This window comes from Aeromonas sp. FDAARGOS 1410 (assembly GCF_019048745.1).
Lineage (GTDB): Bacteria > Pseudomonadota > Gammaproteobacteria > Enterobacterales > Aeromonadaceae > Aeromonas > Aeromonas jandaei.
The window spans coordinates 2,094,994-2,115,324 of sequence record NZ_CP077401.1 but is presented as its reverse complement, the minus strand read 5'-3'; the positions used below and the strand labels follow the sequence as shown (position 1 = coordinate 2,115,324).

Below are 20,331 nucleotides of genomic sequence, written 5' to 3'. Positions count from 1 at the left end.
TTTCTAAAGTTTTGACCTGCCGCACCGATAAACAGGTAAGCAAACCTTAAAGCAGACGAAGGTAACTCAAATGGCCATCAACAATATCAACAACTTGGCGAATAATCGGTTGCAAAACACCGTTAGCAGCCAGGGGACAGGCAGCAAGTCAGTCACCTCTTCTTCGCCAGAGCCCGAAAATAAAGCGGCTGCAGTCAAGCTGGACTCCGTCTCCTTGACCAGTGAGGCCCAACAATTGCAAAAGATGCAGCAGAATCTCAATACGGCCTCTACCGGCAACGAAAGCAAGGTCGAGCGGCTCAAGAAAGCCGTTGCCAGTGGCGAATATCAGGTAAACAGCGAAGCTGTGGCCAAGAAGATGTTCAGCTTTGAGACCAATCTGGACAAAGTTCTCGGATGATGGATCTGCCTTCGTTACTGCACACCCAAGATGAACACCTCAGCCAGATGCAAAGCATTCTGGAAGAGGAGTTCTCCTTGCTCGAAAAGCATCAGGCACTGGCCCTGCCCGAACTCACCGAGCGAAAACAGCTGCTGCTTGCTGAAATAGAGAGTCTGGATAAACAGCTGGCCCAATTGCCTGAGTTGGCTCAGCAACTGGCAGCTTATCCTGACGAGATGACCCGGATCCGGGAAAAACTGGATGCCTGTCAGGAACAAAATGACCTCAACGGTCGACTGCTGGAGCTCAGTATTGTCTCCAATCGCCGTCTGGCGAGCTTTCTGAGCCAGCTGCGCGATCGCAACAGCCTCACCTACGATGCCAAGGGCAATACCCGCTCAGGCACCCGCTCCTTCGGTATCAAGGCCTGACTCTCGACAAGTCGGGCCTTGTCACTTTCTGCAATCAATAAGACCTACAGCGCCAGTCGCAGTAATTCTCGCCCGTCGACACAACTCTTGACGCTCAGGACGCCCGCCTCATAGCAGCCATAACTGGCCGGCAGTTCACCGCGTGGAAAACAGATGGAGCCCGGATTCATCAAAATCTGGTCTCCCTGCCGCTCCAGTACCGGAACATGACTATGGCCGCTCAAAAATACACTGTCCGCAGGCAGTTGCACCTCATCGGGGCGGTAGAGATGACCGTGGCTCATAAACCAGCGGCGCCCATCAACCAGCAGCTGGTTGTAAGGGGCTGTGATGGGAAACGCGAGCAGCATCTGATCCACTTCGGAATCGCAATTTCCCCGCACCGCCATGATATAGGGGGCCAGCTCGTTGAGCCGCTCGGCAACTGCAGCCGGGTTGTATCCTTCAGGCACGGGATTGCGCGGGCCATGGTTGAGCAGATCGCCGAGCAACAGGTAGTGGTCGGGCTGCCAGGTGTCCAGCCGTGACAGCACCTGATCCAGTGCCGTGATGCTGCCGTGAATGTCGGAAATAATGGCAAGTTTCATTAGGTGCTCCTTACAGCGGGCCGAAATAGAGATCCTTGGTGGCAATCGTCCCTTTCAGATTCTGGCTGGGCAGCCCGTGCAAAGTGGGATCAACCAGTCGCATCTGGTTGTAATGATACACGGGGATGATGGGCGCCTCTTCCATCAGCAGCTGTTCGGCATGCTGATAGAGTGCAACCCTGCTCTTCTCATCCAGAGTGCTGGCAGCCTGTTCCAGCAACAGATCAAAATCGGGATTGCAGTAACCGCTTTCGTTGCGCAGATCCTGGCAGCGGAAACTGCTCAGCATGGCGGAAGGCTCGACGTAATCACCGAACAGAAAGCTTCTTGCCACCAGAAAATCACCGCTATCCTTGGCGACCTGATAGTTGTTCCACTCCAGATTGTTGAGCGTGACCTCAACCCCCAACTGACGCCACATACCGGCAATCAAGGTGGCTATCTTCTTGTGGGTGTCTGCCGTGTTGTAGGTAATGCTCAGCCTGAGTGGATGAGCACTGCTGTAACCGGCTGCGGTCAGCAATGCAACGGCCCTGGCCTGACGGGTCATCTGGTCCTCCAGTGCAACAGGGAGAGAGAGGTGGGAGTAACCCGGCATATCAGGCACCAGAGACCAAGCCGCCAACTCCTCCTGGCCGATCACCGACTTGGCCAACTGATAGCGGTCGATGGCAATGGAGAGCGCCTGGCGCACCCGCACATCCTGCAGCTCGGGGCGGCGCATATTGAAGGTGTAGAGATAGGTGCCCAACAACGGCGATCCCCAGACTCGCAGCGGATCGCTCTGCTTCATCTTCTGGTAATAGTCGGGCGATACCCGGTTGGTCAGCTGTATCTCGCCCGCTTCATAACGCAAGCGCTCGGCATGTTGTGAGGCAATGGGCAGATAGGTGACTCGCTGAATGCGGGTATGGCGATCATTCCAGTAATTGCTGTTGCGCTCCGCTTCAAGCCGCTCGTTGGTCACCCGGTTTGCCAAGCGGTAAGCGCCATTGCTCACCAGCTTGCCGGGCTCGGTCCACTGCTTGCCAAAACGGGCGATCGCCTGCTGATTGACCGGCACGAATGGCAGCTGGCTGATGAGCTGCAGGAAATAGGGAACCGGTCGCTCCAGAGTAACTTTCAGGATCTGGGCGCTCTGCGCCTCGACCCCGAGATTGGCGGGCTCCAGCGCACCGGCATAGATGGACTGGGCATTGTTGATCCCGGCAGTCAGCAGCAAGGTCGCCGAGGGGGAGCCGAGGGCAGGATCAAGCAGCCGGCGCCAGGCGTAGACAAAGTCATCGGCAACCAGCGGATCACCATTGGACCACTTCAACTGGGGACGCAGGAAAAACCGCCACTCGAGGCCATCTTCGCTCACTTCCCAACGCGCAGCCTGGGCAGGAACAATGCGCCCCTGGCCATCCTCGCTGACCAGACCTTCAAAGAGATCCACCAACACCTCCTCCCCGGGAAAACCGCTGCGCATCAGCGCCGGATCCAGAGAGTCGGGTTCACCGCCATTCCCCTTGACCAGCACCTGCCGATCCGACAAGCGGGGCGCCATCTCCACCGTAGTGGCGTATGCCGGCGGCAACGCCAGCACACCGAGTAAAAGCGGGGAAAGCCAGCGTTGCGCCAGCCGGGGGAAGAGACCATACCTCATTACAAAACCTCGAATAAAACCACTGCAGGAGGGGAAGGCCGACGGCGCGCCTGATGAAAGCCTGATGCCGCCCTTGTTATCCCCGAAAACGCCCCGTATTGTATCGGGCTTGCCCCGGAGATGGAGTCTTTAGGGTTAATTTTTTCGGGAGTTTTTATGGGTTATGAGTGGCTGGCTCTCGCATCGGCCAGTTTATGGGCAGTTGCCGCCCTGATTTCGGTCAAACCGGCCCGCCATCTGGGCCCGTTTGCCTATAGCCGCTGGCGGATGTTTCTGGTCAGCCTGATGCTTGGCAGCATCAGTCTGCTGACTGGCGGCTGGCACACCCTCTCCGGCAGCACCCTTCCCTTGCTCGCCCTGTCCGGACTGATCGGTATCTTTATCGGCGATACCGCCCTCTACGCCTGCATGAACCGGCTCGGCCCGCGGCGCAGCGGTTTGCTCTTCTCCTGCCATGCCCTCTTCTCTGCCCTGCTCGGGCTCTGGATCTTCAACGAGCAGTTGACCGGCTCACGGCTGACTGGTGCCCTGCTGGTCTTTGCCGGCGTCATGCTGGCCATCCTGTTTGGCCGGCGCAGCAGTGGTAGCGAATGGGAGCGGATACGGGGAAGTTTGACCATCGGTGTGGCGCTTGGCCTCACCGCCGCCCTCTGTCAGAGTCTGGGTGCCATTATCGCCAAGCCGGTCATGATGAGCGGCAACGTCGATGCGGTGAGTGCATCGGGAGTCAGGATGGTCAGCGCCCTGCTGGCCCATTGCGCATTGCGGCTGACAGGATTGCCGCTGACCCGAGCATTTCGTCCCATCAACCGTCAAATCTTCGGCATGATCGCCATCAACGGTTTTCTGGCCATGGCGCTAGGGATGACGCTGATCCTGCTCGCATTGCGACACGGCGACGTGGGAATGGTGGCGATCCTCTCCTCCACCACGCCGGTGATCCTGCTGCCGCTCTTGTGGTGGCACTCGGGGGAACGGCCTTCGGCGGCGGCATGGTGCGGAACCCTGCTCGCCACGCTGGGCACAGTGCTGGTACTGGGTGCCAGCGGCCACTGACACCCGGGAGGATTTAGAAGAGAGCAATCTCGTCTGCGGTGAGTTCACGGTACTCGCCGGGTGCCAGCTCTTCATCCAGCGCCAAGCCACCGACCCGCTCGCGGTGCAGACCCACCACCTTGTTGCCGATGGCGGCAAACATCCGCTTAACCTGATGGTACTTGCCCTCATGAATGGTGAGACGCGCCTCGCACTCACCCAGCAACTCCAGCTGGGCGGGACGAGTCTTCTCGGTTTCACTGCGCAGCAGCACACCTTCGGCAAAGAGGGCGATGGCATCCGGGCTCACCGGATCGGCCAGCCAGACGTGATAGGTCTTGGCACACTCGTGGCGGGGAGAAGTGATGCGATGGGACCACTGGCCATCATCGGTCACCAGCACCAGTCCGGTGGTGTCGAGGTCAAGGCGCCCCACCACGTGCAGCTTGCCCATGGAGGGCTCATCCATCAGGAAGAAGACGGTCGGATGATCGGGATCCTCGTTGGAGCAGACATATCCCTCGGGTTTGTGCAGCATGAAGTAGCGATTGCGACGATCCAGCGTCAGGACGACGCCATCGAACTCGATCTGGCTCTCTTCATTGATGTGAAACGCCGGCTGCTTGACCACGATGCCATCCACCATGACCTCACCCTGACGGATCAGTTTGCCAGCGAGCGAACGGGTCAAATCGGAACAGTCGCACAGAAATTTATCAAGCCGCATTCACAACCTCGGAGTCCAAAAAGTAAAGGGGCGACATTATATCTGGCGGGGGCAACAACGCCACTGTTAACGGGCGGCCAATTGTGACGAAGTGGCCATCCAATGTTACACTGCGCTATGACCCATCACGGGCGATACTCATAATAATAAATCTCGGGAAGCCGCCATGAAGTCTCAAGCATCCTATCCTGTCATCCCCGTCAATCAGCTGAAACCCGGCATGTATGTCATCGCCATTGCCAGTCAGACCGGCGGAATGGAAATTGCCCAGATGGGGTTGGTCACCACTCAGGGACAAATTGCCAATCTGGTTCGTCAGGGTGTTCTCACGGTGCGGATCGATCTCTCCCGCAGCAAGCTGGGTCATGCCGAGAGCGAAGCGGTCGCGTCGCCCGAACTTGGCAACGGCAGCGATCAGGCCAGACGCCGGGTCAGTGCCAACGGTGAGGGCAAGGAGCTCAAGATCCGCCGCCTCTATCAGGAAGCGCGCGAGCTGCAAGGCAAGTTTATCAGCCACCTCAAGGCGGGCGAACCCATCGATATCACGCCGCTGGCCGAAGTCGCCGAAGAGATGGTAGACACCATGTTTACCCACGGTGACGCCATGCTCTGCCTGGCCCGCATCCGCGCCAAGGATGCCTACCTGATGGAGCACTCCATGAACGTCGCCATCCTGCTGGCCAACTTTGGCCGCTATCTGGGGCTGGAGCGCAGCGTGCTCAAGGAGCTGACGCTGGGGGGACTGCTGCACGATGTGGGCAAGATCATGACACCCGACGAGGTACTCAACAAACCGGGCAAGCTGACCGATGAGGAGTTCGCCATCATGCGCCAGCATGTAGTGCACAGCTACGAGATATTGAGCAACACTCCCGGCATCACCCCCACCATGCTGGAAGTAGCCGCCAATCACCACGAGCGGCTGGATGGCACCGGTTATCCACAGCGGCTCAAAGGCGATCAGCTCTCGCTCTATACCCGAATGAGCGGCATTGTTGATGTCTATGATGCAATCACTGCAGATCGGGTCTACAAGGCGGGGATGCAACCGACCCAGGCGTTTCGCATCCTGCTCAAGGGGCTGCACAGTCACTTCGATGCCGAGCTGGTCACCAAGTTCATCAAATGCATGGGGGTCTATCCGGTGGGTACGCTGGTGCAGCTGTCAAACCAGCGGCTGGCCATTGTCATGCAGCGCAATCAGCAGGAACCGCTCAAGCCGGTGGTCAAGGTGATCTATCACGCGACCCAGCGCCACTACCTTGATGTGCAGTGGCTGGATCTCGCCAAAAACGGGGTTCAGGAAACCATCGAGAACACGGTTGATCCCAAGGAGTTTGGCATCAATCTGGCCAACTTCGTCTAAATCCGCTCCATCTAGCCCGACTCGCCTTCTCGCCGCCGCTCGGCGCAATGCTGGATGAGAAACTCCTCATCCAGTGGCGACAAATCAAAACGGATACACGCCTCTTCGATGGCTCGAATATCGTGTTGATGGTGCTCGCTGAGCCAGCGCACGGCGCGGCGCAGATCTTCACCATGGGGCAGCAGGGAGTGGTCGCTCATGGGGCACCTCCGATCAGCCATCGACACCAGCCCGTCACGTCGGGCGCACCCTTATAGCTTAGCCCTCTGCCACCCCGTCATCTTGCCTTCAATCAGGTTCAGGCAAATGCCTGCTGCCAATCCTGATCGAATTTCGCCAGCGCCGCGTCCACCGCCGGTACTCTCAGCAGCTGCTCGGCCACGTCGAGCGGCAGAGTGATGGACTGGCAGCCCGCCAGCAGGCAGTCGAGCGCCTGGCGGGGCGTACGGAACGACGCCGCCAGCACCTTGCTGCCCGGAACATGCAGCGTCAGCAGTTGCTGCAGCTCCTGCACGGTGGCAATGCCATCGCCCCCCTGCGCATCCAGCCGGTTGACGTAGGGCGCCACGTACTCAGCCCCCGCCACCGCCGCCAGCCAACCCTGCAGCGGGGTATAGACCGCCGTCCCCAGCGTCGGCACCCCGTTGGCGGTCAGGGTCTTGATGGCCGCCAATCCCTCTTCACATACCGGGATCTTGATCACCAGGTCGCGGTCCAGTTCACGCAGGGCAAACGCCTCACGCACCATCTCGGTCTCGGTTTTGGCCATCACCTGGGCAAACAGCCGTGCCTTGGGCCCAAGCACCTCCCGCAAGGCTGGCAGCAACTCGGTCAACGGCATGCCGCCTGCCGCGGTAATGGACGGATTGGTGGTGACGCCAGCCAGCGGCAGGATCCGTGACCAGCGGCGCACCGCAGCCACATCGGCAGTATCGAGATAAAGCTCCATCTCTGACTCCTTAAAGGGATGTTCAATCTGTTGCCATTTTAGCCAGATAACATCCGCAACTTAGTTGATCAAAATCAAATCAACTTTCGAACGAAAGCAAATAGAATGCAAATACAAAAGGAGGCGGTATGATTTTCGACCTGCAACGCTATTCAACTCACGATGGCCCCGGCATTCGCACCCTGGTATTTCTCAAGGGGTGCTCGCTGGCCTGTCGCTGGTGTCAAAACCCGGAAAGCCGCTCTCCCAAGCCGGACATACTACTCGACCGGCGCCAATGCATCGAGGGATGCCGGCTCTGCAGCGATGCCTGTCCGGCAATCTTGCGTGACAGCCAGGGTGTCCAGCTCGCCCGCTCAGCCCTCGGCAATCAGGATGTGGAACGGCTGCGCGGCCTCTGCCCCAGCGAAGCGCTGCAGGTGTGCGGTCAGGAGGAGAGCCTGGACACCCTGATGGCCACCATCTTGCGGGACCGCCCCTTCTTCGAGCGCAGCGGCGGCGGAGTGACCCTCTCTGGCGGCGAGCCCTTCATGCAGCCCGAATTTGCTGCCGACCTGCTGGCCCGCTGCAAGGCCGAGGGACTGCATACCGCGGTGGAAAGTTGCCTGCACGTGCCCTGGCACCAGATTGAGCCAAGCCTTCCCCACCTCGACCTGCTGCTGGCGGATCTCAAGCATGTGGATGAGGAGCGCTTCTTCGACTGGACCCGCGGCAAGGTCGCCCTGCCCTTGGCCAACCTCAAGCGTCTGGCCGAGCGCGGCGTGGCCATGCAGATCAGGGTGCCGCTCATCCCTGGCTTCAATGCCGACTACGCCTCCATAGAGGCCATCACCCGAGCTGCCGCCAGCCTTGGCTCTGTGCAGGAGATCCACTTTCTCCCCTACCACACCCTGGGCGCAGGCAAGTACGCCCTGCTCGACCAACCCTATCAGGCACCCCCGCAACCGCTCGATGACCCGGCACTGCTCGCCTTTGCCCATGAGTGTGCCCGTGCGCAGGGGCTTACCCCGCTCACCCGGGGCTAGCAACACCCCATGACATCAGCCACTCACTGCCCAATGACCAGAGGATAAGACCATGACCCAGCTCGACCTCACTACCCTGCCCCCGCGGATCCGTGCCCACAAGGAGAGCCTGATCCACATCGTCCAACCGCCGGTCTGCACCGAGCGTGCCCGTCACTACACCGAGGCCTATCAGGCCCATCTGGCCCGGCCACTGCCGGTGCGCCGCGCCCTGGCGCTGGCCCACCACCTCAAGGAGCGCACCATCTGGATCAAGCACGACGAGCTCATCGTCGGCAACCAGGCCAATCAGGTGCGGGCGGCGCCGCTCTTTCCCGAATACACGGTGGGCTGGATCGAGAAGGAGATCGACGAGCTGGCCGACCGCCCCGGCGCCGGTTTTGCGGTGAGTATGAGAGACAAGCAGATCATCCACACCCTCACCCCCTTCTGGCGCGGTCAGACGGTGCAGGATCGCTGCTACGGCCTCTTTACCGATGAACAGAAGGGACTGCTTGAGAGCGGCATCATCAAGGCCGAGGGCAACATGACCTCGGGGGATGCCCACCTCGCGGTCAATTACGAGCAGCTGCTTGCCCTCGGTCTCGATGGCCTCAAGGCCAAGGTAGCCGAGCGGCGTGGTCGGCTCGATCTGGCTGACTGGGCCGATCTGCAACGCGAGCAGTTTTTGCAAGCCGTCGCCATCACCTTCGATGCCGTCAGCCTGCACATCGAACGCTACGCCGCGCTGGCCCGCGACATGGCAGCACAGGAATCGCGCCCCGAGCGCCGCAGTGAACTTGAGACCATCGCGCTCAACTGCGCCCACATCGCCCACCAGCCCCCCGAAACCTTCTGGCAGGCGCTGCAGCTCTGCTACTTCATCCAGCTCATCCTGCAGATCGAGTCCAACGGCCACTCGGTGTCGTTTGGCCGGATGGACCAGTACCTCTATCCCTGGTATCGCCGCGAGGTGGAATTGTCGGAGTCCCTGCCACGGACACGCGCCATCGAGCTGTTGCAAGGGTGCTGGCTCAAGTTGCTGGAGGTGAACAAGATCCGCTCCGGCACCCACTCCAAGGCATCCGCCGGCAGCCCGCTCTATCAGAACGTCACCATCGGCGGCCAGAACTGGCAGGGGGGCAAAGCCCATGACGCGGTCAACGGTCTCTCCTACGCGATTCTGGAGTCCTGTGGTCAACTGCGCTCGACCCAGCCCAACCTCTCGGTGCGCTACCATGCCGGCATGAGCGAGGATTTCCTCGACGCCTGCATCCAAGTGATCCGCTGCGGTTTCGGCATGCCCGCCTTCAACAACGACGAGGTGGTGATCCCCGAGTTCATCAAGCTCGGGGTGAGCGAGGAGGATGCCCACCACTACGCCGCCATCGGCTGCATCGAAACCGCAGTGCCCGGCAAATGGGGCTATCGCTGCACCGGCATGAGCTTCATCAACTTCGCCCGCATCCTGCTTGCGGCGCTCGATGGCGGCCGCGATGCCACCACCGGCAAGGTCTTTTTGCCTCAGTCCCAGTCGCTGCGGGACGGCACGTTCGGCCACTTCGACGAGGTGATGGCCCGCTGGGACGAGCAGGTGCGCTACTTCACCCGCAAATCCATCGAGATCGATTGTGTGGTCGACAGTGTGCTGGAGGCTCAGGCCCACGACATTCTCTGTAGCGCGCTGGTGGATGACTGCATCGAACGCGGCAAAACCATCAAGCAGGGGGGCGCCGTCTATGACTGGGTCTCAGGCCTGCAGGTGGGGATCGCCAACCTGGGCAACAGTCTGGCAGCGCTGAAGAAACTGGTGTTCGAGCAGGGGGTGGTAGATCAGAGTGAACTGGCCGAAGCACTCGAGCAGGATTTTGCCGGGGTCAAAGGCGAGCAACTGCGCATGCGCCTCACCAATGCCGCCCCCAAATATGGCAACGATCTGGATGAGGTAGACATGCTGCTGGTACAGGCTTACCAGAGCTACATCGACGAGCTCAAGGGGCTGCACAACACCCGTTTCGGCCGCGGCCCCATCGGCGGCACCTACTATGCGGGCACCTCCTCCATCTCGGCCAACGTGCCCTTCGGTGCGGCCACCATGGCCACCCCGGATGGCCGCCACGCCCGCACGCCGCTGGCGGAAGGGGCCAGCCCCTCGTCGGGTTCGGATCGTCTCGGCCCCACGGCGGTGTTCAACTCCCTTGGCAAGCTGCCCACGGCGGCCATCCTCGGCGGCGTGCTGCTCAACCAGAAGCTGAGCCCGGCCAGCCTTGAAAACGAGCGGGACAAGGCCAAGCTGATGAGCCTGCTGCGCACCTTCTTCGAGGTACACAAGGGGTGGCACGTGCAGTACAACATCGTCTCGCGGGAAACCCTGCTGGCGGCCAAGGCCCATCCCGATCAGTACCGGGATCTGGTGGTGCGGGTGGCGGGTTACTCGGCCTTCTTCACCGCCTTATCCCCCGATGCGCAAGATGATATCATCGCCCGAACCGAGCACAGTCTCTGACGGGCCCATCAGGGGCTGCTGTGCCCCGTTATGACCGGCAAGCCACCCGAGCGGTGGCTTGCCGCTATCCACTGTCAACCAGCGAGGTCCCATGAACCCACGCCACCAACTGATCCTCACCCTGGTCCATCAGGCCCGCAAGATGAGCGTGAGCGAGCTATCCCAACGTACCGGGGTCTCGGAGGTGACGGTGCGCAACGACCTGACCGCTCTCGAAAAGCAGGGGCTGCTCAAGCGGGTGCACGGCTCGGCCATGGCGCTGGAGAGCGACGACCCCGATGCCCGGATGAACATCAACTACCTGCTCAAGGAGCGCCTCGCCGAGCGGGCAGCCCAGCTGGTGGAGGATGGCGAGACGGTCTTTATCGAGGGGGGCAGCGCCAACGCCTTGCTGGCCCGCCATCTGGCCCTGCACAAGCGGGTCACCATCATCACCATCAGCAGTTACATCGCCCACCTGCTGCGCGACACCCAGGCTCAGGTAGTGCTGCTCGGTGGCCTGTTCCAGCATCAGAGCGAGAGCGTGGTGGGGCCGCTGACCCGACTGTGCATCGAGCAGGTGCACTTCTCCAAGGCCTTCATCGGGGTGGACGGCTTTCATCCCGAGATGGGCTTCACCGGCCGCGACATGATGCGGGCAGACGTGGTCAACAGCGTGCTGGCCAAGGGGGTGACCAATGTGGTCATCACCGACAGCAGCAAGTTCGGCGCCATCCACCCGAGTCCGCTCGGAACACCGGGGCAAATCGGCGTGCTGGTCACCGACGACGCCCTGCCCGCCCCCATGCGAGCCACCCTGGCTGCGCGTGGCATCACAGTGCACTGCGTCGCCGCCTGAATCGCACCTTGCCCCCCCGTTGCCAGGCCGCTATCCCGTCCCGAGGCTTGACTGAGCCCACCGAGGCTGGGGTATGCTCGTCTTTTTTGGCCTCTCCCGGGCCACGAACCGAAGGACGCCGCATGCACATCAAGGACAAGTTTCTGGCCGCTCTGGTAATTCTCTGCTGGGGGCTCAACTTCGTCGCCATCAAGTGGGGGTTGGAGGGGATTCCCCCGTTGCTGCTGGGGGCGCTGCGCTTCGTCGGTGTGGTCTTTCCCGCCATCTTGCTGGTCCCCAGACCCGCCATGCCATGGCGCTGGCTGCTGGCCTATGGCGGCGCCATCAGTCTGGGCCAGTTCTCCTTTCTGTTCTGCGCCATGAAGTTCGGCATGCCGGCGGGCATGGCCTCACTGGTACTGCAATCCCAGGTAGTCTTCACCCTGCTGTTCGCCATGATCTGGCTGGGTGAGCGCTGGCAACCCCACCACTGGGTAGCCCTGCCGCTGGCGGGGGCCGGCCTCTATCTCATCGCCACCCATGGCGAAGGCAATCTCACTCTGCTCGGCTTTGTGCTGACCCTCTGCGCAGCCGCCTGCTGGGGACTTGGCAACGTCATCAATCGCCAGATCGGGCTGCGCTATCAGACAACCCTGCCGAGCCTTATCGCCTGGGGCGGAGTGGTGCCCATCCTCCCCTTCTTCGCACTCTCCTGGCTGTTCGAGGGGCCCGAGCTGATGACCAGCAGCCTGCTCAATATCAGCTGGCAGGGTTTCCTGTGCGTGCTCTATCTCTCCTTTGTCGCCACCTGGCTCGGCTACGGCCTGTGGGGGCGGCTGCTGATGCGCTATCCGGTGGCGCAGGTAGCGCCCCTCTCCCTGCTGGTGCCCTGTGTCGGTATGGTGGCGGCAGCCCTGCTGCTGGACGAGCATCCCACTGCGTTGCAGTGGCTGGGCTCTGCTCTGGTGCTACTCGGCTTTGTGGTGCATCTGCTGGGTGGTCGGCTACGCTGGTTCAAACCTCAGACCGCCGCCTGATCCGTTATTTGCCCGCCGCCATTGACCGGGGCGAGGAAAATTTCCATCATGAGCCAGCCCCCAACGGGACTGAAGTCACCATCTGGTGACCTGCAGGACGCAGCAATCAGGAGAGCAAGGATATGCCATCGACATTCACCGCCGGATCCCGGATCATCCCGCGCCTTCTTCGCACCAGAGCAATCACCCTGACCCTCTGTTTGAGTCACTACGGCTGGAGCGCCACTCTGCCAGCCGATCTGACGTGGGAGAGCAACAACACGGATCCCGTTTACGCGGATCCGGCTGCCAAACGGGGGGGGACATTCCGCGACTTCGTCACCAGTTTCCCCCCTCACCCTGCGCAAGTTCGGGCCTGACTCCAACGGTGCGTTTGCCGCCTATGTCAGGGAGAGCAACCTGCCGCTGCTGGCCACTCACCCCATCACCGGCAACCCCATGCCGATGCTGGCGAATGAATGGGCTTTCGGCGCCGACAACAAGACCCTCTATTTTCGTATCAACCCGAAAGCTCGCTGGTCGGACGGCCAGCCGGTTACCGCCGATGACTGGGTGTTTACCCTCAAGATGATGCGCAGCAAGGAGATAAACGATCCCTGGTACAACAACTACTACAGTACCCAGATTGTCGATGTGACCCGCTTTGACGACCACACCCTCTCTATCACCAGCGGCACCGCAAAGAGCCGCCAGGATCTGCTGGAGTCACTGCCCATCAGCCCGGAGCCGAGCCATGCCATCAAGCTCACCAGCAATTGGGTCAAGGAGTACAACTGGAAGGTGCTGCCGGTCACCGGCCCCTACCAGATCGACGAGGTGAAAAAGGGCAAGTCGGTCATTTTCAAACGGGTCAAGGATTGGTGGGGCGATGACGAGCGCTACTTCCAGCACCGCTTCAATCCCGAACGACTCGAGATCAAGGTGATCAGGGATCAGAACATCGCCTGGCAGCACTTCCTGCGCGGCGAGCTCGATACCTTCCCGCTGGTGATGCCCAACTGGTGGCATGACAAGAGCAAAACGCCGGAGTTCGAGAAAGGCTATATCGAGCGGCTCTGGTTCTACAACCAGACCCCGCAATCCCCCACGGGGCTCTATCTCAATACCGCCGATCCGCTGCTAAGCAATCTCGATGTGCGGCTCGGCATCCAGCACGCCCTCAACATCGACAAGATGCTCGCCACCCTGCTGCGCGGGGATTATCAGCGCCTCAACAGCTACGGCGCGGGTCAGGGAGATTTTACCAACACCGAGCTCAAGGCGCGGCCCTTCGATCCGAAACTGGCGCGATCCTACTTCGCCAAGGCGGGTTTCACCTCCGCCGGCCCTGACGGTATTTTGCAAAATGGCAAGGGAGAGCCGCTTACCCTGACCATCACCTACACCACGGCAGAGCATGCCCAACGTCTGACCCTGCTGCGGGAAGAGGCCAAGAAGGCGGGGCTCAATCTGGAGCTAAACCTGATGGACGCCTCGGCTGGCTTCAAGTCGATGCTGGAGAAAAAGCACCAGAGTGCCTGGATGGCCTGGAGTGCTGGTCGCTACCCTGCCTACTGGGAGCACTTTCACAAGATCAACGCCCACAAACCGCAAACCAACAACATCATGAACATCGATGACGAGGCGATGACTACACTGGTAGAGCAGTACGACAAGGCTTTCGATTTTGGCAAAAAGGCCGAGCTGTCGCGCCAGATCCAGCAGCGGCTCTATGAGCTGGCCAGCTTCGTGCCCACCTATCAGGTGCCCTACACCCGTGATGGGGCCTGGCGCTGGATAAAACTGCCCAAGGTGCCCGCTACACCCAAGAGCGAGCTGCTCCACTGGCCCCTTGATGGCGGCAACAGTGGTTACAGCTATGGCGGTCTGTTCTGGATCGACGAACAGGTAAAAAGTGAAACGCTGGAGGCTATCAAGAGCGGGCAAAGCTTCCCTCCCGTTACTCAGGTCGATACCCGCTTCAAGCAGCCCTGAGCCAGCGGAAGATAGCAAAAGACCCCGCACACTGGCGGGGTCTTTTTTTGCAACCGGTTTTTTTGGAACCTGAGTTGCTGGCGTCAAGCTGGGGCGATTAGCCGCGCTTGGCCTGCTTCTGGGCAATAGCGTCGGCGATGTCGGCCGGCTCCAGCACGATGCCTTCCTGGTCCGGAGTCGGGAACACGGCAACGCACAGTTCGTCCTGCTCCATGCCGTCTATCCAGCGCTCCAGCCACACCTTGAGGGTGATAGACTGCGGCTTGCACTCGGCCCACTCCCCTTCGGCCCACGCCTTGGCGTATTCCGGATGCGGCCATACCGGGATGCAATCTTCATCATCGGTAGTCAGCATCATGACGCCATGCTCGTCGGTCAGTACAAACAGCTCTTCATGCTCGACCAGCTTGCTGATGAAGTGATCGTAACGGTAGTCAGCGTTCAGTTGCAGCGCGGCATTGCGCTCGGTGTCGCTCAGTTCATAGCTCATTGGCCAAGTCTCTCTCAATCGATAAAGGGCGCCATGTTCACATCTTGTGGTCAGCTTGTCCAGCCTGCCACCCCCTGACGCCAGACGGGGGAACCGGAACGCCCATAAGGATAGAGCAGGGAGCCGGATAAAAAAGCCAGGCTCGCCACATTGGCCGGATTAAAACGCCGGGGTGATCAGCTCCACATCCGCTGTTTCACTCAGTTTTTGCCGCAGCCAGTAGGCTGACTCGACCTCGACAAAGCAGAGCTGATCCCGACCACTCGCCGCCAAGCTCATCAACTGCTCGAAGCGAAGTTGCTGCTGCGCCAGCCAGGCTGTCGCCAGTTTGGTACCGTGCGCTTCATCGACCACTTCGCGACGCAGCTCGAACAGGTTGTCACTGATGGGACTGTTGATCTTGGCCGCACTGTGCCAATACATCTGCAGATTCTCCATCATCTCGGCATCGTAGTTGGCCAGGGCATCCAGCTCGGCAGTCGCCCCCTCCTTACCGGTGGCAAAGTCGCACCAGCCGGCATCGAGACTTGCCAGTTCACGGGCCTGAGCCCCTTTGGCATGCTTGCGCAGCTGGGCAATATCGCTCCCCTTGCGGGCAGGCAACCACAGGTCCCCCTCGTGGCTCTCAAGCAAGGAGGTCAGCAGCGAGACGGGGTAGACCGGAAAACCGGCAAAGTGTGAATGCAGCAGGGATACCAGAGTGATCTTGACCATGAGCAATACCTTGAACTGGGCGAACAGTCGCAAGCGAACCGTCCGGTTAACAGGAGGGCTCTATCCTATCACGTTTAGCATGGTGAGGGGCTTGTAGGGAGAAGTGCCAACCATCTGATTACGCCCAAAAAAACAGCACTCGACAGGGTATGGCTGAGACAAAGACCAATAGTTTGAACCAGCGCCCACTAAAGTGGATCCGGGAGTGCTAGTTTGCATACATCTTTAGCGTAAGGAGTAGATCCATGATTGGTATCGATCAGATTTCTGATGACGTAATAAACCAGTTGAAGATACTGGCATGCTTTGATCCGGCCAACATGAGCCTGGGGATCAAATTACGCAGCGACATGTCTGAAGAGCTGTGCCAGGCAGCAGTTCGCCTGCATCAGCAGGGGCTCATCAGTGCCGAAGATGGCGGCTACCTCACCCCGTTTGGCATGACCATGGTAGAGCATCTGCAGCACCTGCTGGTCGCACTCAAACCGCTTTGACCGGCTGGGGAGCCCACAGCGAAAAGTTGAGCAGCTCCCAGCGCTCTCCCTGATGGAGATGACAGGCAAACAGCAAAGGACCTTCGGGTCCTTTTACTTTGCCATCGACCAGCCACTCTGACTCCCTGTCGGGGATCAGGCGGGCCTCAATTTCGTCCGGTTGCCGCTCTTCACCTAGCCGCACATGGACAAACTGTTGGCAAACCCTCTCTGCCTCCATGGCGGCCTGCACCGGTATGGGTTCATCCACAATCGGGGTCAATGCAGTCAGGAGCAACAGGGTCTGGAACATGATTCACACACCGTATGAGTCAGGAACAAAGGCCATACAAACAAAAAGCCGTGGTACCAGAGGTACCACGGCTTTCTTAAATTCTGTAAGAATTACAGAGCAGTTACGTTCTCAGCCTGCGGGCCTTTCTGACCTTGGGTCACAGAGAACTGTACGCGCTGACCTTCAGCCAGGGTACGGAAACCGTTACCTTGAATGGCGCTGAAGTGAACGAAAACGTCCGGGCCGTTTTCTTGCTGGATGAAGCCAAAACCTTTGGTTTCGTTGAAAAACTTAACGGTACCGGTGATCATGTTAGACATATCTTTAAACCTGTATTCAAAATAATTACTTATGCTTTTCAGCGGGTAAAGCTCAAAAAACGGGATTAATTTATGAACAACAGGAAAAGATGTAAAACATCAAATTCATTGACATAACTATCGCCCTTTCAAGCTGCCTAGGATTATACGTGGCTTTGTAGATTACGCAAACAAATTTGTGCCCTGCCAACGGCAGGGCACAACCGTTACAGGGTCGGCGCTTCCAGCGCCTGTACCAGAGCCTTGAGGAAGCGTGCCGCCTCGCCGCCGGTACAGGCTCTGTGGTCAAATGTCATCGACAGCGGCATTGCTCTCACCGGGCGGGCCTCACCATGGATGAACACCACTTTCTCGAACAACTTGCCTGCCCCTATGATGGCCACCTGCGGCGGCGTCACGATAGGGCTGGCATAACGGCCTGCGATGGCGCCGAAGTTGGTGAGCGTAATGGTCGCCCCCTGCAACATCTCGCGGGGCACGGCGCGCGCCTTCACATCGGCGATCATCCGATCCAGCCCTTGCCGCAGATCAGCCCCCTCCCGTTCGGCCACATTCTCCATCACCGGCACATAGAGGCCATGCTTTGAATCCACCGCGATGGCCACATTGACCTCTTTAAACAGCCGCCTTGACAGGGTTTCACCATCAAACCAGGCGTTCATCGAGGGCTCGGCGCGGCACGCCACGCCAATGGCCTTGATCAGGCGCACCGTTACATCCTCATCAGGGCGCCAGTGACGCAAATCCACCTCATCAGTAATGCTGACCGGCACTACCGTCTGATGAGAGAGCTCCATCGCCTTGGCCATGGCCCGCCGTGACCCTTTGAGAAACTCGTTGCCACTGCTTTGCTGAGCCTCGAACGCCTGCTGCACATCCAGCTCGGTCACCATACCGCCACTGCCACTTCCCTTGATCCGGTCGATATCCAGACCCAGTTTTTGTGCCAGCAGTCGCACCGCTGGCATGGCTTGCACCAGCGCCCCCCCCTGGGCAATGGCCCCCACTACGAAGTGATCCTCGATATGTTGCTGATGGGCACTAACCTTGCCCACCACGGTGCCATCATCCTCACCCCCCTCGAATTCCACCAGCGGCGCACCGATATGGAGGATATCCCCCTCGGCGCCACAGAGACGGGCGATCACCCCGGCCACCGGAGAGGGCACATCCACCAGCGCCTTGGCCGTTTCCACCGACAAGAGCACCTGATCGACCTCGACGGTATCACCGGCACTCACCTTCCATTCGACGATCTCGGCTTCGGCCAACCCTTCACCCAGATCCGGTAATTTGAAAAATTTCATAGCCACTGGTTCTCCATCAGCTGGTGAGCGGCATCAGCGATATCTAGCTCGGTGATGAGGTAATACGCTTCGTTGCGATAATAGGGAACGGCTGCATCCACGCCGGTCAGCCGTTTGGGCGGCGCCTTGAGGCTGGGAAGTGCCTGCTCGGTCACCCGAGCCACAATTTCGGCTCCGACCCCAAAGCTGCCACACGCCTCGTGTACCACCAGCAAGCGGCCGGTCTTGCGTACCGAAGTGAGGATGGTCTCCATATCCAGCGGCTTGATGGTGGCCAGATCCAGCACCTCGCACTGGATATCCTGCTCGGCCAGCAGGTTCGCCGCCCGCATCACCTCCTGAATGCAGGCCCCCCAGGCCACTACCGTGATATCCCGGCCCGGGCGCAGGGTGAAGCAGACATCCAGCGGCAGGCCGACACCGTCATCCACCACCTCGGATTTCATCGAGCGATAGATGCGGTCGGGTTCGAAAAACATCACGGGATCCGGGTCGCGGATGGCCGATAGCAGCAGGCCATAAGCACGCCTCGGGCTGGAGGGGATCACCACCCGCAACCCCGGAATATGGGCAAACAGCGCCTCGACACTCTCGCTGTGATGTTCCGGCGAGTGAATGCCAGCGCCATACGGGGAGCGATAGACAAGGGGACAGGAGAGACGGCCACGGGTGCGGTTTCGCATCCGCGCCGCCTGACAGATGATCTGCTCCATCCCGGGGAAGATGAAGCCCTGAAACTGGAACTCAGCCACCGGCTTGAGCCCCTGGGTGGCCATACCGACCGCCACCCCGGCGATCAATCCCTCGGCCAGCGGCGTGTCGATCACCCGCTTGAAACCGAACTTGTCGCGCAGCCCCACGGTAGCGCGAAACACCCCGCCGTTGACCCCCACATCCTCGCCCAGTACCACCACATCCGGGTCATGCTCCATCTCGTAGTGAAGGGCCATGTTGACCGCTTCGAGCAAACTAATCTCACTCATGGCCAACCTCCTGCTTCATCCCCTTGGCAATCACTCGCTCGCGCTGGGGCACGAGTTCGGTGGGCAGGCTGGCGTAGTGATAATCGAGCATCGCCTCCGGCGGCTGGGGCGCCATCGCCTCATAGCGGGCGACCGCCAGCTCTACCTCTCGGGTGGCTTCCGCCAGCAGGCTCTGCTCCTGCTCTTCATCCCACCAGCCTTTGCTATGCATAAACTGGCGCAGCCGCTTGACCGGCTCTTTCGCCCAGGCAGCCTCAACCTCGGCCCCATCGCGATAGCGAGTGGCATCGTCGGCCGTGGTGTGATCGCCGAGACGATAACTGACCGCCTCGATCAGGGTCGGCCCCTTGCCGCTGCGGGCCCGTTCTACGGCACTGCGGGCAGCATCGTAGACCGCCACTACATCGTTGCCATCCACCTGCAGGCTGCGCACCCCGGCGCCAATCCCCTTCTGGGCCAGCGTAGGAGCGCTCGATTGCAGCTTGCGTGGCACCGAGATGGCCCACTGGTTGTTGTTGACGATGATGACCATCGGCAGGTGCCAGACACCGGCGCAGTTGAGCCCCTCCAGAAAATCACCCTTGGAGGTGCCGCCATCGCCGATGGTGACCACGGCGACACGCGGTTGATTACGCAGTTTGAAGGCAGACGCAATGCCGCAGGCGTGAGTGATCTGGGTGGCGATGGGGACGCAGATGGGGAGATCTTCAGAGGGAGTCCCATCGGGTTTGAGAAAATAACTGCCCCGCTCGTCACCGCCCCAATATTGCAGGTTCTTCTCCATCGGTACGCCCCGCACATAGAGGGTGGGCATGTCCCGATAGTAGGGAACGTAGACATCCTGCGGCTGCATGGCGAGACCAATGCCAATCCCCACGGCTTCTGCGCCGAGATGGGAGGGAAAAGTACCGAGTTTGCCGGTTCGTTGCAGCGCTATCGCTTTTTTGTCATAACTGCGCACCATCACCATATTGCGGTAAAAGGTGTGCAGTATCGCCTTGTCCAGCCAGGTCGGTAAGGTGGCGACCGGGCCCCCTTCCGCATCGAGGTAACGAAGGAAAGGGATGTCGACATGGGTCATAACTGGCTCCTTGCCGTTGTAGGCGTCACCGATGCTGGTGACACTTAGATGTAAATACCTTGTTAAATAAAAAGCAAAGGGATTTACTCAGGTAAGACCAGTAGAAACTTCTTTAAAGTAGCGAAGGAGCTGAATTTTCGGCGATGAGTTGCAAGGTATGCCGTAAATGGTGCAACTTTGCAGCGCTGAATGCAGGATGCAAAAT

General features: G+C 59.9%; 21 protein-coding genes and 1 pseudogene. 10 read left to right on the top strand and 12 right to left on the bottom strand.

All coding sequences use genetic code 11. The features are described 5' to 3' along the window. Nucleotides 1-70 precede the first annotated feature (70 nt). Complete coding sequence (gene flgM / locus I6L40_RS10005; protein WP_033113408.1) at nucleotides 71-400, top strand: flagellar biosynthesis anti-sigma factor FlgM; 330 nt, start codon at nucleotides 71-73, stop codon at nucleotides 398-400. Next, nucleotides 397-813 (top strand): flagella synthesis protein FlgN, encoded by a 417-nt coding sequence (locus tag I6L40_RS10000; RefSeq protein ID WP_041209848.1) that lies wholly within the window; start codon nucleotides 397-399, stop codon nucleotides 811-813. Before flgM ends, I6L40_RS10000 begins: the two co-directional genes overlap by 4 nt. 44 nt (nucleotides 814-857) lie before the next feature. Here I6L40_RS10000 and yfcE read toward each other — a convergent pair whose 3' ends face one another. Together yfcE and I6L40_RS09990 are read right to left on the bottom strand one after the other, a co-directional pair. Continuing rightward, nucleotides 858-1,400: a phosphodiesterase gene (gene yfcE, locus I6L40_RS09995; RefSeq protein WP_071911674.1), complete on the bottom strand. Its 543-nt coding sequence runs from the start codon at nucleotides 1,398-1,400 to the stop codon at nucleotides 858-860. Between the two features lie 10 nt (nucleotides 1,401-1,410). Further along, entirely contained in the window at nucleotides 1,411-3,048 is a 1,638-nt protein-coding gene (locus tag I6L40_RS09990) for a peptide ABC transporter substrate-binding protein (RefSeq protein WP_216995375.1), read from the bottom strand. 156 nt (nucleotides 3,049-3,204) lie between these two features. Here I6L40_RS09990 and I6L40_RS09985 point away from each other — a divergent pair, with 156 nt between their 5' ends. Continuing rightward, nucleotides 3,205-4,104 carry a DMT family transporter gene (locus I6L40_RS09985; protein ID WP_201906910.1) on the top strand — a complete coding sequence of 300 codons (900 nt, stop codon included), beginning with the start codon at nucleotides 3,205-3,207 and terminating at the stop codon, nucleotides 4,102-4,104. A 13-nt stretch (nucleotides 4,105-4,117) separates the two neighbouring features. Here the strand turns inward: I6L40_RS09985 and rsuA are convergent, their stop codons facing one another. Next, a complete protein-coding gene (gene rsuA, locus I6L40_RS09980; protein WP_216995374.1) occupies nucleotides 4,118-4,810 on the bottom strand; it encodes a 16S rRNA pseudouridine(516) synthase RsuA in 693 nt (230 codons plus the stop codon). A gap of 166 nt (nucleotides 4,811-4,976) precedes the next feature. Here rsuA and I6L40_RS09975 point away from each other — a divergent pair, with 166 nt between their 5' ends. Next, a complete protein-coding gene (locus tag I6L40_RS09975; protein ID WP_041209843.1) occupies nucleotides 4,977-6,176 on the top strand; it encodes an HD-GYP domain-containing protein in 1,200 nt (399 codons plus the stop codon). Between the two features lie 11 nt (nucleotides 6,177-6,187). On the opposite strand, the gene I6L40_RS09970 is transcribed toward I6L40_RS09975, so the two are convergent. Continuing rightward, on the bottom strand, nucleotides 6,188-6,376 hold the full coding sequence (locus I6L40_RS09970) for a hypothetical protein (RefSeq protein WP_043850551.1): 189 nt from the start codon (nucleotides 6,374-6,376) through the stop codon (nucleotides 6,188-6,190). 98 nt (nucleotides 6,377-6,474) lie between these two features. After that, on the bottom strand, nucleotides 6,475-7,125 hold the full coding sequence (gene fsa / locus I6L40_RS09965) for a fructose-6-phosphate aldolase (protein WP_216995373.1): 651 nt from the start codon (nucleotides 7,123-7,125) through the stop codon (nucleotides 6,475-6,477). 128 nt (nucleotides 7,126-7,253) lie between these two features. Between fsa and I6L40_RS09960 the strand changes: the two genes are divergently transcribed. The 5 genes and pseudogenes from I6L40_RS09960 to I6L40_RS09940 all read left to right on the top strand — a co-directional run bounded on the left by I6L40_RS09960 (nucleotide 7,254) and on the right by I6L40_RS09940 (nucleotide 14,463). Next, nucleotides 7,254-8,150 carry a glycyl-radical enzyme activating protein gene (locus I6L40_RS09960; protein ID WP_216995372.1) on the top strand — a complete coding sequence of 299 codons (897 nt, stop codon included), beginning with the start codon at nucleotides 7,254-7,256 and terminating at the stop codon, nucleotides 8,148-8,150. Between the two features lie 52 nt (nucleotides 8,151-8,202). Then, nucleotides 8,203-10,635 (top strand): formate C-acetyltransferase/glycerol dehydratase family glycyl radical enzyme, encoded by a 2,433-nt coding sequence (locus I6L40_RS09955; protein ID WP_216995371.1) that lies wholly within the window; start codon nucleotides 8,203-8,205, stop codon nucleotides 10,633-10,635. 91 nt (nucleotides 10,636-10,726) lie between these two features. Further along, nucleotides 10,727-11,473: a DNA-binding transcriptional regulator YciT gene (locus I6L40_RS09950; RefSeq protein ID WP_011706659.1), complete on the top strand. Its 747-nt coding sequence runs from the start codon at nucleotides 10,727-10,729 to the stop codon at nucleotides 11,471-11,473. A 122-nt stretch (nucleotides 11,474-11,595) separates the two neighbouring features. Then, entirely contained in the window at nucleotides 11,596-12,489 is an 894-nt protein-coding gene (locus tag I6L40_RS09945; protein ID WP_216995370.1) for an EamA family transporter, read from the top strand. A gap of 122 nt (nucleotides 12,490-12,611) precedes the next feature. After that, nucleotides 12,612-14,463 (top strand): annotated as a pseudogene (locus I6L40_RS09940) (extracellular solute-binding protein). A gap of 97 nt (nucleotides 14,464-14,560) precedes the next feature. Here I6L40_RS09940 and I6L40_RS09935 read toward each other — a convergent pair. Continuing rightward, nucleotides 14,561-14,953 (bottom strand): DUF2750 domain-containing protein, encoded by a 393-nt coding sequence (locus I6L40_RS09935; protein WP_071911694.1) that lies wholly within the window; start codon nucleotides 14,951-14,953, stop codon nucleotides 14,561-14,563. Between the two features lie 159 nt (nucleotides 14,954-15,112). After that, on the bottom strand, nucleotides 15,113-15,667 hold the full coding sequence (locus I6L40_RS09930; protein ID WP_216995369.1) for a hypothetical protein: 555 nt from the start codon (nucleotides 15,665-15,667) through the stop codon (nucleotides 15,113-15,115). A 245-nt stretch (nucleotides 15,668-15,912) separates the two neighbouring features. On the opposite strand from I6L40_RS09930, the gene I6L40_RS09925 reads away from it, so the two are divergent. Further along, nucleotides 15,913-16,161, top strand: coding sequence for a TIGR02647 family protein (locus I6L40_RS09925; RefSeq protein ID WP_033113423.1), 249 nt, complete (start codon nucleotides 15,913-15,915; stop codon nucleotides 16,159-16,161). On the opposite strand, the gene I6L40_RS09920 is transcribed toward I6L40_RS09925, so the two are convergent. The 5 genes from I6L40_RS09920 to pdhA all read right to left on the bottom strand — a co-directional run bounded on the left by I6L40_RS09920 (nucleotide 16,148) and on the right by pdhA (nucleotide 20,126). Further along, complete coding sequence (locus tag I6L40_RS09920) at nucleotides 16,148-16,381, bottom strand: hypothetical protein (RefSeq protein WP_225628434.1); 234 nt, start codon at nucleotides 16,379-16,381, stop codon at nucleotides 16,148-16,150. The two genes, I6L40_RS09925 and I6L40_RS09920, sit on opposite strands and share 14 nt — an antisense overlap. Before the next feature lie 164 nt (nucleotides 16,382-16,545). Further along, nucleotides 16,546-16,755 carry a cold-shock protein gene (locus I6L40_RS09915; protein WP_005302803.1) on the bottom strand — a complete coding sequence of 70 codons (210 nt, stop codon included), beginning with the start codon at nucleotides 16,753-16,755 and terminating at the stop codon, nucleotides 16,546-16,548. A 206-nt stretch (nucleotides 16,756-16,961) separates the two neighbouring features. Beyond that, on the bottom strand, nucleotides 16,962-18,062 hold the full coding sequence (locus tag I6L40_RS09910; protein WP_071911702.1) for a dihydrolipoamide acetyltransferase family protein: 1,101 nt from the start codon (nucleotides 18,060-18,062) through the stop codon (nucleotides 16,962-16,964). After that, the gene (locus I6L40_RS09905; RefSeq protein WP_071911704.1) at nucleotides 18,059-19,045 is read right to left on the bottom strand and encodes an alpha-ketoacid dehydrogenase subunit beta; all 987 of its coding nucleotides are present in this window, start codon (nucleotides 19,043-19,045) and stop codon (nucleotides 18,059-18,061) included. Before I6L40_RS09905 ends, I6L40_RS09910 begins: the two co-directional genes overlap by 4 nt. Continuing rightward, entirely contained in the window at nucleotides 19,038-20,126 is a 1,089-nt protein-coding gene (pdhA, locus tag I6L40_RS09900; RefSeq protein ID WP_216995368.1) for a pyruvate dehydrogenase (acetyl-transferring) E1 component subunit alpha, read from the bottom strand. Before pdhA ends, I6L40_RS09905 begins: the two co-directional genes overlap by 8 nt. Nucleotides 20,127-20,331: the final 205 nt, after the last annotated feature.

Bases quoted from the DNA above. Each gene is read 5' to 3' on its own strand.
- flgM (WP_033113408.1), top strand. From the start codon at position 71: ATGGCCATCAACAATATCAACAACTTGGCGAATAATCGGTTGCAAAAC.
- I6L40_RS10000 (WP_041209848.1), top strand. From the start codon at position 397: ATGATGGATCTGCCTTCGTTACTGCACACCCAAGATGAACACCTCAGC.
- yfcE (WP_071911674.1), bottom strand. From the start codon at position 1,400: ATGAAACTTGCCATTATTTCCGACATTCACGGCAGCATCACGGCACTG.
- I6L40_RS09990 (WP_216995375.1), bottom strand. From the start codon at position 3,048: ATGAGGTATGGTCTCTTCCCCCGGCTGGCGCAACGCTGGCTTTCCCCG.
- I6L40_RS09985 (WP_201906910.1), top strand. From the start codon at position 3,205: ATGGGTTATGAGTGGCTGGCTCTCGCATCGGCCAGTTTATGGGCAGTT.
- rsuA (WP_216995374.1), bottom strand. From the start codon at position 4,810: ATGCGGCTTGATAAATTTCTGTGCGACTGTTCCGATTTGACCCGTTCG.
- I6L40_RS09975 (WP_041209843.1), top strand. From the start codon at position 4,977: ATGAAGTCTCAAGCATCCTATCCTGTCATCCCCGTCAATCAGCTGAAA.
- I6L40_RS09970 (WP_043850551.1), bottom strand. From the start codon at position 6,376: ATGAGCGACCACTCCCTGCTGCCCCATGGTGAAGATCTGCGCCGCGCC.
- fsa (WP_216995373.1), bottom strand. From the start codon at position 7,125: ATGGAGCTTTATCTCGATACTGCCGATGTGGCTGCGGTGCGCCGCTGG.
- I6L40_RS09960 (WP_216995372.1), top strand. From the start codon at position 7,254: ATGATTTTCGACCTGCAACGCTATTCAACTCACGATGGCCCCGGCATT.
- I6L40_RS09955 (WP_216995371.1), top strand. From the start codon at position 8,203: ATGACCCAGCTCGACCTCACTACCCTGCCCCCGCGGATCCGTGCCCAC.
- I6L40_RS09950 (WP_011706659.1), top strand. From the start codon at position 10,727: ATGAACCCACGCCACCAACTGATCCTCACCCTGGTCCATCAGGCCCGC.
- I6L40_RS09945 (WP_216995370.1), top strand. From the start codon at position 11,596: ATGCACATCAAGGACAAGTTTCTGGCCGCTCTGGTAATTCTCTGCTGG.
- I6L40_RS09935 (WP_071911694.1), bottom strand. From the start codon at position 14,953: ATGAGCTATGAACTGAGCGACACCGAGCGCAATGCCGCGCTGCAACTG.
- I6L40_RS09930 (WP_216995369.1), bottom strand. From the start codon at position 15,667: ATGGTCAAGATCACTCTGGTATCCCTGCTGCATTCACACTTTGCCGGT.
- I6L40_RS09925 (WP_033113423.1), top strand. From the start codon at position 15,913: ATGATTGGTATCGATCAGATTTCTGATGACGTAATAAACCAGTTGAAG.
- I6L40_RS09920 (WP_225628434.1), bottom strand. From the start codon at position 16,381: ATGGAGGCAGAGAGGGTTTGCCAACAGTTTGTCCATGTGCGGCTAGGT.
- I6L40_RS09915 (WP_005302803.1), bottom strand. From the start codon at position 16,755: ATGTCTAACATGATCACCGGTACCGTTAAGTTTTTCAACGAAACCAAA.
- I6L40_RS09910 (WP_071911702.1), bottom strand. From the start codon at position 18,062: ATGAAATTTTTCAAATTACCGGATCTGGGTGAAGGGTTGGCCGAAGCC.
- I6L40_RS09905 (WP_071911704.1), bottom strand. From the start codon at position 19,045: ATGAGTGAGATTAGTTTGCTCGAAGCGGTCAACATGGCCCTTCACTAC.
- pdhA (WP_216995368.1), bottom strand. From the start codon at position 20,126: ATGACCCATGTCGACATCCCTTTCCTTCGTTACCTCGATGCGGAAGGG.